General features: G+C 70.1%; 16 protein-coding genes and 1 pseudogene. 4 read left to right on the top strand and 13 right to left on the bottom strand.

All coding sequences use genetic code 11. The features are described 5' to 3' along the window. The 13 genes and pseudogenes from VJN29_RS19225 to VJN29_RS19165 form a co-directional block, all read right to left on the bottom strand. Positions 1-801: pseudogene (locus VJN29_RS19225) on the bottom strand (hypothetical protein); the annotation flags it as partial. Then, positions 798-1,292, bottom strand: coding sequence for a SigE family RNA polymerase sigma factor (locus VJN29_RS19220; protein ID WP_324145251.1), 495 nt, complete (start codon positions 1,290-1,292; stop codon positions 798-800). The gene VJN29_RS19220 and the pseudogene VJN29_RS19225, both read right to left, overlap by 4 nt. 117 nt (positions 1,293-1,409) lie before the next feature. Then, on the bottom strand, positions 1,410-2,678 hold the full coding sequence (locus VJN29_RS19215; RefSeq protein WP_324145250.1) for a hypothetical protein: 1,269 nt from the start codon (positions 2,676-2,678) through the stop codon (positions 1,410-1,412). Continuing rightward, positions 2,675-3,184 (bottom strand): SigE family RNA polymerase sigma factor, encoded by a 510-nt coding sequence (locus VJN29_RS19210; RefSeq protein WP_324145249.1) that lies wholly within the window; start codon positions 3,182-3,184, stop codon positions 2,675-2,677. Before VJN29_RS19210 ends, VJN29_RS19215 begins: the two co-directional genes overlap by 4 nt. A gap of 116 nt (positions 3,185-3,300) precedes the next feature. Continuing rightward, positions 3,301-3,576: a hypothetical protein gene (locus VJN29_RS19205; protein WP_324145248.1), complete on the bottom strand. Its 276-nt coding sequence runs from the start codon at positions 3,574-3,576 to the stop codon at positions 3,301-3,303. 173 nt (positions 3,577-3,749) lie between these two features. Beyond that, complete coding sequence (locus tag VJN29_RS19200) at positions 3,750-5,180, bottom strand: hypothetical protein (protein ID WP_324145247.1); 1,431 nt, start codon at positions 5,178-5,180, stop codon at positions 3,750-3,752. Continuing rightward, positions 5,177-5,674 carry a SigE family RNA polymerase sigma factor gene (locus tag VJN29_RS19195; protein ID WP_324145246.1) on the bottom strand — a complete coding sequence of 166 codons (498 nt, stop codon included), beginning with the start codon at positions 5,672-5,674 and terminating at the stop codon, positions 5,177-5,179. Before VJN29_RS19195 ends, VJN29_RS19200 begins: the two co-directional genes overlap by 4 nt. A 163-nt stretch (positions 5,675-5,837) precedes the next feature. Continuing rightward, positions 5,838-6,605: an SDR family NAD(P)-dependent oxidoreductase gene (locus VJN29_RS19190; RefSeq protein WP_324145245.1), complete on the bottom strand. Its 768-nt coding sequence runs from the start codon at positions 6,603-6,605 to the stop codon at positions 5,838-5,840. Between the two features lie 25 nt (positions 6,606-6,630). Beyond that, on the bottom strand, positions 6,631-7,782 hold the full coding sequence (locus VJN29_RS19185; RefSeq protein ID WP_324145244.1) for an acyl-CoA dehydrogenase family protein: 1,152 nt from the start codon (positions 7,780-7,782) through the stop codon (positions 6,631-6,633). 46 nt (positions 7,783-7,828) lie between these two features. Next, positions 7,829-8,884 (bottom strand): ABC transporter ATP-binding protein, encoded by a 1,056-nt coding sequence (locus VJN29_RS19180; RefSeq protein WP_324145243.1) that lies wholly within the window; start codon positions 8,882-8,884, stop codon positions 7,829-7,831. Then, positions 8,881-9,699 (bottom strand): ABC transporter permease, encoded by an 819-nt coding sequence (locus VJN29_RS19175; RefSeq protein ID WP_324145242.1) that lies wholly within the window; start codon positions 9,697-9,699, stop codon positions 8,881-8,883. Before VJN29_RS19175 ends, VJN29_RS19180 begins: the two co-directional genes overlap by 4 nt. Then, positions 9,696-10,463, bottom strand: coding sequence for a molybdate ABC transporter substrate-binding protein (gene modA / locus VJN29_RS19170; RefSeq protein ID WP_324145241.1), 768 nt, complete (start codon positions 10,461-10,463; stop codon positions 9,696-9,698). The genes VJN29_RS19175 and modA overlap by 4 nt, the downstream gene beginning before the upstream one ends. Continuing rightward, on the bottom strand, positions 10,460-10,855 hold the full coding sequence (locus VJN29_RS19165; RefSeq protein ID WP_324145240.1) for a TOBE domain-containing protein: 396 nt from the start codon (positions 10,853-10,855) through the stop codon (positions 10,460-10,462). The genes modA and VJN29_RS19165 overlap by 4 nt, the downstream gene beginning before the upstream one ends. 142 nt (positions 10,856-10,997) lie before the next feature. On the opposite strand from VJN29_RS19165, the gene VJN29_RS19160 reads away from it, so the two are divergent. Genes VJN29_RS19160 through VJN29_RS19145 form a run of 4 tightly spaced genes read left to right on the top strand, consistent with a single transcriptional unit; the run spans position 10,998 to position 12,894 of the window. After that, positions 10,998-11,360, top strand: coding sequence for a metalloregulator ArsR/SmtB family transcription factor (locus VJN29_RS19160; RefSeq protein WP_324145239.1), 363 nt, complete (start codon positions 10,998-11,000; stop codon positions 11,358-11,360). Continuing rightward, positions 11,357-11,839, top strand: a complete 483-nt coding sequence (locus VJN29_RS19155) for an SRPBCC family protein (RefSeq protein WP_324145238.1) — start codon at positions 11,357-11,359, stop codon at positions 11,837-11,839. Before VJN29_RS19160 ends, VJN29_RS19155 begins: the two co-directional genes overlap by 4 nt. A gap of 28 nt (positions 11,840-11,867) precedes the next feature. Beyond that, complete coding sequence (locus VJN29_RS19150; RefSeq protein WP_324145252.1) at positions 11,868-12,308, top strand: VOC family protein; 441 nt, start codon at positions 11,868-11,870, stop codon at positions 12,306-12,308. 16 nt (positions 12,309-12,324) lie between these two features. Then, positions 12,325-12,894, top strand: coding sequence for a dihydrofolate reductase family protein (locus VJN29_RS19145; protein ID WP_324145237.1), 570 nt, complete (start codon positions 12,325-12,327; stop codon positions 12,892-12,894). Positions 12,895-12,946: the final 52 nt, after the last annotated feature.

Raw genomic sequence — 12,946 nt, 5'->3', positions numbered from 1 at the left:
GGCGCGAGTCCGGTCGTCGGAGACGGCGACGACGTGCGAAGGTATCTCGCGCGTCTCGTCGGTGACGTAGTTCCACTCCAGTCCGGGCTGCGACGAGTCGGCGTTGAGGTAGGCGTGGTCCCCGACGATCGCCGCCGGCATCCGGTCGTCTCGACGCTCGGCGATGGTCTTGCCACTGGGATCGAGGACACGCATGCGGTCGTCTTCGCCGTTGCGGACGAGGACCCGGCTGCCGTCCCGGGAGACGACGTACATACCGGAGGAACCGAGTGCCGCAACCGTGCTGCCCCCCGCGTCGAGGATCTCGATCTCGCTCTGGCTCGCACCGGTGTTCATGTGCGACTGGAGGAGGAAACCGCCGTTGGACAGCACACGGAGCGTCTCCACGACCGTGCCCTTCTCCAGCGGAAACGTCCTGCCCGCGACGACGATCGTGTCGTCGAAGGCGTAGGTGTTCTCCGGTGTCGCCGTTGCCGGGGCGACGGGGGTCGTGGGGACGGGATCCACGCTCGTGGTCACGGATGGAGCAGGTGTGGGGTTCACGGTCGCGGAGGGCGTCTGTGTCACCAGCACGTTCGGGCTCGTGGCGGGGGCAAGGCCACCGTTGGGACCGCTCGGCGACCAGAACAGGATGGGCACGACCGCTGCCGCGACGACGGCGGCTGCTGCGGTGAGCGTGGTCCGGCGGCGGGTGCGCCGGCGTTCGAGGCCGATGGCCGCGGCGGCGAAGTCTCCGGAGGCGTCGATCCGCGAGGCGTCCTCCTGCAGGGTCTGGCGCAGGTCCAGCTCGTTCGGGCTCATGCCGTGACTTCCTTCATCGTGACGCGCAGGGCGTTCAGTGCCCGGCTCGTGTGGCTCTTCACGGTGCCGACGGAGATGCCGAGGACCTCGGCGGTCTGGGCCTCGGTGAGGTCCTCGTAGTAGCGCAGGATGATCGCGGCCCGCTGCTGCGTCGGCAGGTTGCGGATGTGCGTGTGCAGGTCGTTGTCGGCGTACCGGTCAGCCGGAGCGGGTGGGTCGGCGTAGGTGATGAGGTCACTGCCGGTCACCTCCTTGTGCCGCCAGGTCCGGCGCCACCAGCTGTTGTGCTCGTTGATGATGGTCTGGCGCACGTAGGCGTCGGGCGATCCGTGGATCGAGTCCCACTTGCGGTAGACCTTGGCGAAGGCGCTCTGCACGAGGTCCTCGGCGCTGTGTGGGTCGCCAGTCAGCAGATAGGCGAACCGAACGAAGCGGCGTTGCCTCGCCCGGACGTAGGCCGTGAACTCGGCCTCACGATCATCGGATCCCATGTGTGTTCCCCTGTCGAAGGAGCGGACCTCATCAATACGCTCCCACCACCAGGGATGGTTGTCCGCCATCTCGGTTCGGTCGCTGTACCAGGTCACCGCACGTCGCCCGCGGGTCCGTCAGTTGTTGCTGTCCTGCTGCCTGCCGTAGTTGTCCGGCAGCGAGAGCAACCCACGTGACGGCGCGTCCAGCCCGTCGGAGACGACCTCGCACGAGCCGGTGGCGATGGCGCACGATGTCGTCACGGTCTGCCCGTCCTCAGCCGCGACGACGACGAGCAGAGCGCTGCCGTCCGGGCTCGGCGCCGCGAACTCTCCGCTGAAGCGGTCACCGGTTGCCTCGTCGGTCTCGATCTCGAGCAGGCGCGCCCCGTCGTCGGTGCGTTCGACCCACCAGCCTGGACGACCCCGGTACTCGCCGTACATCCAGGCGCCGTCTGGAGAGAAGCCGATCGGGCGTGTGTCGTCGCACCAGGACCGCACCTGCTCGCCGGTCAGGTAGTTGGAAAGGTACTTGCAGCCGGTCCCGCCGCGGGTCGGTTCGACGATCCCGTCCACGATCAGCGTCCGCTCGTCGTGCAGCGTCAAGGGGTCCCCCTCCCCAGTGCTGGTCCGGCCCACCCCTGTTGCGATATAGGCCGAGCGTCCTGTCGAGAGACTGCCGACACGGTTGTCAATGCCCGCGAGATTGGCGACGAGGTCGGGGCCGAGCTCCGCCGCCCTCGATGTTGCCTGGAAGGCGCCCATCGCTGCCATTCGTCGAAGGACCGCCCCGTTGACATCGAAGACGACGAACTCCCCCGACTCTGCCACCGCCGTGACCCGGTCACCGCGGCCGTCCGCGTCGGCCTGCGCCACGCTGGGCTGCTGCCTGACAACCTGTCCGTCCGGGTCGAGGAACGTGAGGGGACCGGTGTCCAGGGTCGGCAACGCCGGGTCGGGCCCGGCCACCTGGTAGACGACGCCACCGCCTCTGAGCGTCGCGAACAGCAGCAGCCGGCGGTCCCGCAGGTCGGGGATGCTGACCGTCCGGCCGCCGAGGTGCAGGAGCCCAGCCTGGATGTAGGGGAGCGGCATCGGGCCCAGGGGTGGGCCGACACGGGCGACTGCCGTGACAGGGGTCGGTGCCGGCGCCAGGGTGGCCGTGTTCGTTGCCGGCCTGTCCGGACTCTGGCCCGGATCGCGGGAGGAGATGGCGAACGGGATGGCCACGGCGAGCACGGCTGCGACGCCGGCCGTGACCGCGCGCTGGGCGTGGACCCGCCTGGCACCCGCGATGGCTGCGGGCGCGAAGTCCCCGTGGACCTTCACCTGCTGCGCGCGGTCGTGCAGCAGCTGCCTCAGCTCGGTGGGATCCATCGGCAGTTCAGTTACGTCACGCGGTCTCATAGGGGGGCCTCCTTGAGGAGGGAGCGCAGGTGTGACATGCCGCGGCTCGTGTGGGTCTTCACGGAGCCGATCGAGCAGCCGAGGTACTCCGCCGTCTGGGCCTCGGACAGGTCCTCGTAGTAGCGCAGCACCAGCGTCGCGCGCTGCATCGGCGAGAGGGTGGTGAGATGCCTCCAGAGCTCTGGGTCGTGGGGCTCATGCTCTGCGCTCGAGTGGTCGGACAGCTCCACCAGGGGGGTGTTGGTCACCTCTCGACGACGCCACGCGGGTCGCCACCATGAGACGTGCTCGTTGACGATGATCCTGCGGATGTAGGCGTCCGGCGCGTCGAGCGTGCAGATGCGGTCCCAGTGCAGGTAGGCCTTGGTCAGCGCGATCTGGACGAGGTCCTTGGCCGTCTCGAGGTCGGCAGAGACGAGGTACGCGAAGCGCGTCAGTGACTCCTGCCTCGCCCGTACGTACGCGGTGAAGTCGGTTTCTCGCCCGTCGTTTCCCGGGCCCCTCATTCTCCCCATTGTCGGCCTCTCCGAGGTCCCTGCCCCCAATACGTCAAACGCGGTGTGGGGAGCCGCCGGTTGACAGCCGCGGCGGCACGCCGGCCCGGTGTGCCGCCGCGGTGGCGTCAGGCGTGCTGTCCGGCTGCATGACGCCGGTGTCGGACGCTGAGCACGAGTCCGATCGTGGCGATGATGGCGACGGCGAGCGCCAGGGCCACCGGCCACGTCATGCCGAAGACCTCGAACGGCTGTGACGCGGGCGCGACTGGCGGTGGGGCGGAGCCCGAGCCCTCCCCGAGCCCGGGATCGACAAGCGCCAGAGCCCTGGCCGTGCTCAGGACGATGAGTGCGGTGGCGGTCGCGATGGTCGCGGCGACGCGAGCAGCGAAGTGCGTGGACATGGCTGGTTTCCCTCCAGTTTTGCTGATCCCCTTGAGTGGGAAGCAGATTGCTTCTCACCCCACAAACGGGACGATGCCCCGCGCGGGTTGACATGACAGGGAGGTTTCAAGGTCCCGCAACCTCCGGGAGGTGCGCGGGTGTCGGTCATCTGCCCCTGTCGGTGCGCGGTGAGTCAGCGGGCGTTCAGGAGGTGCACGCGCATGGGCGGCGCGAGCTCGTCCGGTGTCCCGACCTGGTCCGTGAACCGATTGCACGCTCCGTCGACGGTGCAGCGGGCGAGCACCTGGACCGAGCCACTCACGCGCTCGCTCTTGAGGACGTCGAGCGCGAGGGATCCTTCGGCCGTGAAGCCGAAGTTCAGGAACGCCTCGTCCGTCACCTCGAGGACCACGCGGCCGCTGCGGGTGTCGAGCACCCGTACGACTGTTGCCGCGAACCCGTCCTGGTAGGCGTTCGAGCCGGCGAGGTAACGCCCGTCGGGGGAGAGTGCACTCGGGCCGAAGGCCTGGAAGTCCCCGCAGTGCGTGGAGAGCGCCTTGGCTGTCGTGCCGGTGACGTCGAGGATCTCGGTGCAGCCGGTGAAGCCCTCCCCCGTCGGGGTGAACGCTGCGGCGAAACCGGCCGCGTTGACGGTGCCGAAGGAGCCGCCGTCGTAGTAGTTGTCGATCGTGTTGGTGGCGAAGTCCCAGGTGTAGCTGTGGCCCGAGGTGTGGTTGCCGAGGAAGACGTGACCGCCGTACCAGCCGGCCAGGTGGGCGGTGTGCACGAGGTTGCTCTTGTGGCCGAGCTCCCGGCCGGTCGAGTCCCAGGCGTAGATGACCGCGTCATTGCCCTTGGGGCCGCTCGGGTTGAAGGCGTAGAGCGCCACCGTGGAGCCGTCGGCGCTCGCGGCGGAGGACACGCCACTGTGGCTGGCCGGGATCGTCGTGAGCTCGCGCCGGACGGTTCCGTCAGGGCCGACGAGGCGCACCGTGCGCACGCTGTCGTTCGTGCCGTCGATGGCCAGGCCCATTCCCGCGGCGAGCGGGAGGTACTGCCACGCGTCACCGACCTCGAGGGTGAAGGTGCGGCCGTCGCGGTGGACGGTCTTGCCGACGCTCCAGACCGCGTCACCCGAGGAGCCGTGCTGGAAGGACCCGCTGGCGGAGACGGTGCGCCGGGACCGGTCCGGAATGGCGAAGGTCGGGACCGCGACAGGAGTCGTCGCGTTCGCCTGGGGCCCGGTCCTCTGCGGGCCCGTTGTGGCCGCACCGGTCGTGGCCCCGGTCGTCGGGCCGCTGGTCGACGGGAGTGGGGTCGTCGAGCCGCTCGTTACTCCGGTGGTTGTGGGCCCGCCCGTCGAGACGACGGACGGTAGTGCAGGCAGCTGTTGGTCCGAGGCCCCGCGCAGCATGGTCCACGTCAGCGGCGCGGCGACGGTCAGGGCGGCCACGACCACGGCGGCTCCGGTCGCCATCTGGCGGTGGCGTCGGATCGTGCGGGAGCGCGCGACCACGGAGTCGCTGAGGTCGACGGACGCCTTCATCGGGTCGAGGCGACCGTGCAGCGCCGCGGCGACCTCGCGCTCGACGTCCGAGCCGTGGGGGACCTGGTTGGCGTTCATGCGGGCACTTCCTCGAGCTTGGTGCGGAGCGTGGCGAGGGCGCGGTGGACCTGGCTCTTGACCGTGCCCACGGAGCAGCCGAGGATCTCGGCGGTCTGGGCCTCGGTGAGGTCCTCGTAGTAGCGGAGCGCGACCGCGGCCCGCTGCCTCGGCGGCAGGGCCATGACCTGCGCCCAGAGCTCCCGGTCGATGGGCGCCGTGTCGACGGCGCTGCGGCGCTCGGACTCGCGCGCGGGGTCGACGTCGAGGTTCTCCCGCCGTCGCCAGGCCCGCCGCCACCACGAGGCGTGCTCGTTCACCATGACCTTGCGGACCCAAGCGTCGGTGGACCGGAGCTGCCGGATCGTGTCCCACTTGAGATAGAGCTTGGCCAAAGCGATCTGGGCCAGGTCCTCGCCCGCCATGCGGTCGCCGGTCAGCAGGTAGCCGAACCTGACGAAGGCGTCCTGGCGCGCCCTGACGTACGCAGCGAACTCGTCATCGGGTGGTCGCATCCTGGTCTTCCCCCTGGTCCCAGCCCATGGACCCCTCGTCATGAGGTTGGGCTCGCGGTGAAGACGCGGCGACGGGGCCGAAGGGTTGCATGGCCCAAACTACGCGAGATGTGCGGCCCGGCGTCGCGCTGGGAGTCAGCTCAGCGGCATACGCGATGGTCTGTCAGCGAGGCGGCATGCGGAGCGCGCCGTCCAGGCGGATCACCTCACCGTTGAGCATCGGGTTGTCGACGATGTAGCGCACGAGGCTGGCGTACTCGGCTGGCTGGCCCAGCCGGGACGGGTGCGGCACCTGTGCCTCCAGGACGTGGCGGGTCTCCTCCGGTAGGCCGGCGAGCATCGGCGTCTCGAACGTGCCGGGCGCGATCGTCATGACGCGGATCGCCTTGTCCGCCAAGTCGCGTGCCGCCGACAAGGTGAGGCCCGCGATGCCGGCCTTGCTCGCGGCGTAGGCGGCCTGGCCGATCTGGCCGTCGAAGGCGGCGATGCTCGCCGTGTTGACGATGACTCCGCGGTCGCCGTCGAGCGGTGCGTTGTCGAGCATGGCCGCGGCAGCCAGGCGCATGACGTTGAACGAGCCGACGAGGTTGATGTCGACGACCGTCCTGAACGTGTCCAGCGCGAGAGGGCCCTGGCGTCCGAGGACCCGACCAGGCGTCGCGACCCCGGCACAGCTGACCGCGACGCGGACCTCACCGAGCTCCCTGCCGCGGTCGACCGCTGCCTGCACCTGCGCCTCGTCGCGGACGTCGGCTGCCATGAAGACGGCCCGGCCTGCGCCGAGCTCCTCGACGAGCGCCGGGCCAGCGGAGCTCTCGAGGTCGAGGATGACGACCTTCGCGCCGTCCGCGACGAAGCGGCGGGCGGTTGCCCCGCCGAGACCGGAGCCGCCGCCGGTGACGATCGCGACGGAGGACGAGTTCAGCTGCATGAGAGGCCTTTCGGGGGTCAGCCGGTCAGTTGGCGAGGACGTGCCGGGAGATGACGAGGCGCTGGATCTGGTTGGTGCCCTCGAAGATCTGCGTCACCTTGGCCTCGCGCAGGTAGCGCTCGAGCGGGAAGTCCTCGGTGTAGCCGGCGCCGCCGAGCACCTGCACGGCGTCGGTGGTGACCTTCATCGCGGCGTCGGTGGCGACGAGCTTGGCGACGGCCGCCTCCTTGCTGAAGGCGCGGTCGGCGTCCTTGAGTCGAGCCGCATGCAGGTAGGCGGCACGGGCAGTGGTCACGGCCGCCTCCATGTCGGCGATGAGGAACGCGAGGCCCTGGTTGCTCGCAATGGGCCGGCCGAACTGCTGCCGCTCCTTGGCGTAGGCGGCGGCCTGGTCGAGGGCAGCCTGAGCGAGTCCCGTTGCGGCAGCGGCGATCCCGAGGCGACCGGAGTCGAGTGCCGAGAGCGCCATCCTCATGCCCTGGCCCTCCTCGCCGATCCGGCGTGCCGCGTCGACCGGGACGCCGTCGAGGACGACCTGGGCGACGGGGTCGCAGTGCAGGCCCATCTTCCGCTCCGGCTCGGCGAAGACCAGGCCTGGGGCGTCGGCGGGGACGATGAAGGTCGAGAGGCCCTTGCCCCCCGTGTCAGCGGTGCGGGCGAAGGTCGTGTAGTAGTCGGCATGACCGGCGTGGGAGATCCACGCCTTGGTGCCCTTGAGGGAGTAGCTCGTCCCGTCGTCGGAGGGCGTGGCCCTGGTCGTCATCGACGCGATGTCCGACCCTGCCAGCGGCTCGGAGAGGCAGTAGGCGCCGACCTGGTTGCCAGAGAGCATCTCGGGCAGGAGCGCCTGCTTCTGCTCCTCGGTGCCGAACGTGGCGACCGGATGGGCCGTCAGGCTGTGGACGCTGACGCCCACGGCGACGCTCATCCACACCGAGGCGATCTCCTCGACGACCTGGAGGTAGACCTCGTACGGCTGCCCCGCGCCGCCGTACTCCTCCGGGTAGGGCAGGGACAGCAGCCCCGCCCCGCCGAGGGTGCGGAAGGTCTGCTGCGGGAAGGCGTGCTTGCGCTCCGCCTCGTCCACCTGGGGCGCGAGGTCCTTCCGGCAGATCTCGCGGGTCAGCTCGATGAGGTCGGCGGCTTCGTCGGTGGGCATCAGCCTCGTCGCTGGCATGGTCCAGATACTAGGACGTCAAAGAAATCGGTCCCAAACCCGTCCTTCAGCGCGGGTAGGTCCGCACCTCGGTGGCCTTGACGGCGGCCCAGACGTCCTGCCCGACGTGCAGCCCGAGCGCGGCGATCGACTCGAGCGTCACCTCGGCCGTCAGTTCGACGGGCCCAGTCAGCCCGACCCGGGCGGACTGCCCCTGCATCGTCACGTCGCTGATCCGCAGTCGCCACGTGTTGCGCGGCGACCCCTCGGGCTGGTGCCGGTGCAGCGACACGGCGCTCGGCGCGAACGTCGCCCACACCGGTCCCTCGGTCGGGTCCGTGGTGACCAGGAGGCCATCGCCGTCGACTGTCACGTGCCCGCGGGAGTCACCCTGCGCCGCATAGAGGTTCAGCCCCACGACCGTGCCGACGTAGGCGCTTCGCGGCTCGCGGAGCACATCATGAGGTGTCCCCGCCTGGCTGACCGCGCCGGCCTCGATGAAGACCAGGTGGTCGGCCAGGGTGAGTGCGTCGAGCGGGTCGTGCGTCACGAGGACCGTCACCCCGCCGTATGCCGCGAGGCGGGCTCCCAGCTCGGAGCGGGTCCTCGCGCGCGTGTCCGGGTCGAGCGCGGCGAGTGGCTCGTCGAGCAGGAGGAGCGCCGGGTCGGTGGCCAGGGCCCGGGCGAGGGCCACCCGTGCCGCCTGACCGGACGACAGCTCCCGCGGCTTGGCGTGCGACTGTCCCGCGAGCCCCACCCGGTCGAGCTCCGCCAGGGCCCGCTCCCGAGCGGTGCCGCGAGCCATCCCGCGACTGCGCGGCCCGTAGGCCACGTTGTCGACGGCGCGTAGGTGCGGAAAGAGCAGCGGGTCGGCGAGCATGAGCCCGACGTGCCGCGACTCGGGCGCCAGCCGACGGCCGTTCTCGTCCCAGCTCTCGGCACCGACGCGCACGTGGCCGGACTCCACGCGCAGCACGCCAGCCAGGGCCAGGACGGTCGAGGTCTTGCCGCCCCCGTTGGGCCCGAGCACGCCGATGACCTGCCCCGGCTCGGCCCGCAGGTCGACATCGAGGTCGAGGGTGCCGCGGGTCAGCCGGATCCGCGCATCGAGCCCCCCAGTCATCGGAGCCATCGGCCACGCAACAGCCCGAGGACGAGGATGCTCATTGTGAGCAGCGCGATGCTCAACGAGATCGCGACCTGGGGGTCCTGCTCGAGGGCGGCATACACAGCCAGGGGCGCCGTCTGGGTGCGACCCGGGAAGCTGCCGGCGAAGGTCAGCGTGGCCCCGAACTCCCCGAGCGCCCGTGCCCAGGCCAGCGCCGCGCCGCTCGCGATGCCCGGCAGGACGAGAGGCAGCGCCACGGTTCGCAGGTAGCGCAGGTCACTCGCCCCCAAGGTCCGCGCGACGGACTCGAGGCGCGGGTCCAGCCCCCGCATCGAGCCCTCCACAGCGAGGACATAGAACGGCAGGGCCACGAACGTCTCGGCGAGGACCACGGCGACCGTGGTGAACGGGATCTGGACCCCAAAGACGGTCAGGTGCTGGCCGACCAGGCCATTCCGTCCCCACGTCATGAGCAGGGCGACGCCTCCCACGACGGGCGGCAGGACCAGCGGCACGGTGACCAGCGCCCGCACCCATCGCACCGCCGGGTGGTCGCCGCGGGCCAGGACCCAGGCGAGCGGCGTGCCGAGCAGGAGGCAGAGGGCGACCGTCGTGGTCGTCGTCAGCAGCGAGAGCCGCAGGGCCAGCAGCGCCGTGGGCTGCGCCAGGTCGCTGGGCAGCCGAGCCCAGTCGGCCCGGAGGAGGAGGGCCAGCAGGGGTAGGACGAGCAGTGCGAGACCCAGCCCGGCAGGGATGCCGAGGGCGAGTCGGGAAGGCAACCCAGCGGCATACGACCGCTTGGTGGTGCCTGACGCCGTCGAAAGGGTCACGGCGCCCCGAGGCCGAAGGACTGCACCGTCGACAGCCCCTCCGGTGACAGCACGTACTCGGCGAACTCCGCCGTCGCGGCGTCGTCGGCAAGGGTGATGATCGGGTAGCGAAGGCTCGTGTTCAACGGGTCGGGGATCGGGACGCCGGTGACGGCGCCGTCGGCCGCGACGACGTCGGAGTGGTAGACGACAGCGGCGTCGGCCTCGCCGAGCTTCACCTTGGCCAGGGTCGCCTTGACGTCGACCTCGCGGGAGACGACCGACGGCACGACACGGGCCTTCTTGAAGGTCGCGTCGGCCGCCTTGCCACACGGCACCGTCTCGGCGCAGAGGACGACCTTCAGGCCCGCCCTGCCGAGGTCGTTGACGTCGTTGACCTTGCCCGGGTTGTCCGGTGGGACGGCGATCTCCAGGACGTTGGTGGCGAAGATGCCCGACTTCTTCACGAGGCTCCGGTCGAGGGGCTCGGCTGCGGCTTCGCCCGCGAGGGCGATGACCTGCGCCGGGGCGCCCTCGTTGACCTGCTGGACCAGCGTCGCGCTCGACCCGTAGGACACCTCGACGCCGATGCCCGGGTGGCTGTCCCCGAAGTCCGCCCTGAGCCGGTCGAACGACTCGGAGAGGGACGCGGCCGCGAGCACGGTGACGGTACGGCTGGGCGCCGTCGGCTCGTTCCCGACAGTCGAGCTGCCGCACCCGGCAAGAGCCAGAACGACGATGCCGTATGCCGCTGAGCTCGGTCCGCGCAGACGTGCCCTTCTCACGCGGGGACCTCCACGACGACGTTGGTTGCCTTGACGGAGGCGACTGCGACGGACCCGACCTCGAGGCCGAGGTCGTCGACGGACTCACTCGACAGGAGCGAGACGATCCGGAACGGGCCACACTGCAGCTCGACCTGCGCCATGACCTTGTCCGTGGTGACGGCCGTGACGATGCCCCGCATGCGGTTGCGCGCCGAGGCGCCGCCGATGGCGCCGATCTCGGCGGGGTGAGCGAGCTCCTGGGCGACGGCGGCGAGCTGGGCTCCGTCGACGGTGCGCCGGCCTGCCTCATCGGTGCTGCCGTCGAGGCGCCCGGAGTCAACCATCCGGCGGACGGTGTCGTCACTGACGCCCAGCAGGGCGGCGGCCTCGTTGATACGCAGGTGCGGCATGAAGCACAGTCTAACGCCGCATCTGCGGCCGCGCGCCTCCCCATCTCACGTCGAGTGCGCAGAAGCTGCCCGCTCGGGGTTGACATCCGCGTCGGGCCGTTCTTTAATCAACCTATTGGTTGATCAAGAAGGTGGTTGACAAGTGATCTATGACGGAGCGGCGGAGGAGCGTCTGGACCGTGCGTTCGCGGCGCTCGCCGACCCGATCCGTCGGGCGATCATCGCCCGGCTGTCCCGCGGACCGGCAACGGTCAACGAGCTCGCCGAGCCCTTCGAGATCAGCAAGCAGGCGGTCAGCAAGCACATCCAGGTGCTCGAGCAGGCCGACCTCGTCACCCGGACCCGGGACGCGCAACGCCGACCGGTCCACCTCAACCCGGGGCGGCTCGAGGCCCTCACGGCCTGGATCGACCGCTACCGGCTCATCCACGAGCAGCAGTTCCGTGCGCTGGACGCGCTGCTCGCCCAGCAGAACCCACCGCAACCACAGGAGAAGCAGACATGAGCAACGAACTGAAGCTCGACATCCCCGCCGGTGTCCCTTGGATCGACTTCACCCGCGAGTTCGACGCGCCGGTCGAGGCCGTCTTCAACGCGCATCGCGACCCGGAGCTCGTCAAGCAGTGGCTCGGCCCGCGCGGCTACGTGATGGAGGTCGATCGCTGGGACTTCCGGTCCGGCGGCGGCTACCGCTACGTCCACCGGACCGACCACGGGGAGTTCGGCTTCCACGGCACGTTCCACACGGTCCGGGACAACGACCTCGCGATCCAGACCTTCGAGTTCGAGGCTGCGCCGGACGAGGTCGCCATCGAGTTCATGAGGTTCGTCGACCTCGGCAACGGCCGCTGCCGACTCGAGGGCCGCTCCATCGGGCGGACCGTCGAGGGCCGGGACGCCATGGTCGCCAGTGGCATGGAGACGGGCATGCGCGAGGGCTACGAGCGCCTCGACGAGCTCGTCGCCGCCTCCGCGAACGCCTGAGGCCCAGGCGATGATGACAACAACGCCGATGGACTGGACCCTCGAGGTCGTCATCGTGCCGGTCAGTGACCTCGCGAAGTCGATCGCCTTCTACCGTGACCAGGTCGGGTTCCACCTCGACCACGAGACGGAGAACGGGGCCATGCACTTCGCGCAGCTCACGCCTCGCGGTTCGGGGTGCTCGATCGTCATGGGCAACCTTCCCGGCCAGGCCGAGATGGCGCCTGGATCGCTCAAGGGCCTCCAGCTCTGCGTGGCCGACGCCGAGCTCGCGCGGTCCGAGCTGGTGGACCGCGGAGTCGAGTGCTCCGAGATCCAGGTCATCGACCCCCGCGACGGCGGCACGTTCTTCGGGTTCACCGACCCGGACGGCAACTCGTGGGCGATCCAGCAGCTCAAGGCGCGCGGCGAGACCCCGCTCATCCCGCACGAGCACCGCAGCAGGTTCGGCGAGGGCGTCGAAACCTGACGACGAAGGAGGAACCATGAACGCCACAGTCGTCTTCGACACGAGCACTTCGCTCGATGGCTACATGGCGGCATCAGGTCGCACCGCCGACCAGCCCTTGGGTGAGGGAGGTGAGCAGCTGCACGAGTGGACGCAGGACACCGAGTACCTCGAGGAGCAGATCGCCGGACTTGGAGCCGTGATCACCGGCCGCCGGAACTACGATGACTCGATTCGTTGGTGGGGAGCGGATGGCCCTTCCGGGCCGGCTCGGCGACCGGTGTTCGTCGTGACCCACTCGGCACCCGCGACGGCTCCCGAAGGGGGCGTCTACCAGTTCGTCACCGACGGGATCGAGTCTGCCCTGTCGCAGGCTCGAGCCGCCGCGGGTGACCGCATCGTCACGGTGATGGGCGGCGCTGACGTCGCCCGGCAGTACCTCGCCGCCGGTCTCGTCGACGAGCTGTCGATCCATGTGGTCCCGGTGCTCTTCGGTTCCGGTCTTCCTGTCTTCCAGGGCCTCGACCTCGGGCACGTCCAGCTCGAGCAGGTGGAGTCGAGGGAATCGCCCCAGGCGGTCCACCTGCGTTACCGCGTCCGGCGGTAGGGAATCGAATGTGCAGTTCGCGGCCTCCTCCACGCGTCGCGAACTGCACATT

It is taken from the genome of Intrasporangium sp., from assembly GCF_035280925.1.
Lineage (GTDB): Bacteria > Actinomycetota > Actinomycetes > Actinomycetales > Dermatophilaceae > Intrasporangium.
Note: the sequence above shows the minus strand (reverse complement) of the source record. Positions and strands in the feature narration are given on the sequence as shown.

Excerpts from the sequence above, each read along its gene's own strand:
- VJN29_RS19155 (WP_324145238.1), top strand. The coding sequence starts at position 11,357 with ATGAGCAACGAACTGAAGCTCGACATCCCCGCCGGTGTCCCTTGGATC.
- VJN29_RS19185 (WP_324145244.1), bottom strand. The coding sequence starts at position 7,782 with ATGCCAGCGACGAGGCTGATGCCCACCGACGAAGCCGCCGACCTCATC.
- VJN29_RS19145 (WP_324145237.1), top strand. The coding sequence starts at position 12,325 with ATGAACGCCACAGTCGTCTTCGACACGAGCACTTCGCTCGATGGCTAC.
- VJN29_RS19215 (WP_324145250.1), bottom strand. The coding sequence starts at position 2,678 with ATGAGACCGCGTGACGTAACTGAACTGCCGATGGATCCCACCGAGCTG.
- VJN29_RS19220 (WP_324145251.1), bottom strand. The coding sequence starts at position 1,292 with ATGGGATCCGATGATCGTGAGGCCGAGTTCACGGCCTACGTCCGGGCG.
- VJN29_RS19195 (WP_324145246.1), bottom strand. The coding sequence starts at position 5,674 with ATGCGACCACCCGATGACGAGTTCGCTGCGTACGTCAGGGCGCGCCAG.
- VJN29_RS19150 (WP_324145252.1), top strand. The coding sequence starts at position 11,868 with ATGGACTGGACCCTCGAGGTCGTCATCGTGCCGGTCAGTGACCTCGCG.
- VJN29_RS19200 (WP_324145247.1), bottom strand. The coding sequence starts at position 5,180 with ATGAACGCCAACCAGGTCCCCCACGGCTCGGACGTCGAGCGCGAGGTC.
- VJN29_RS19190 (WP_324145245.1), bottom strand. The coding sequence starts at position 6,605 with ATGCAGCTGAACTCGTCCTCCGTCGCGATCGTCACCGGCGGCGGCTCC.
- VJN29_RS19210 (WP_324145249.1), bottom strand. The coding sequence starts at position 3,184 with ATGAGGGGCCCGGGAAACGACGGGCGAGAAACCGACTTCACCGCGTAC.
- VJN29_RS19165 (WP_324145240.1), bottom strand. The coding sequence starts at position 10,855 with ATGCCGCACCTGCGTATCAACGAGGCCGCCGCCCTGCTGGGCGTCAGT.
- VJN29_RS19205 (WP_324145248.1), bottom strand. The coding sequence starts at position 3,576 with ATGTCCACGCACTTCGCTGCTCGCGTCGCCGCGACCATCGCGACCGCC.
- VJN29_RS19180 (WP_324145243.1), bottom strand. The coding sequence starts at position 8,884 with ATGACTGGGGGGCTCGATGCGCGGATCCGGCTGACCCGCGGCACCCTC.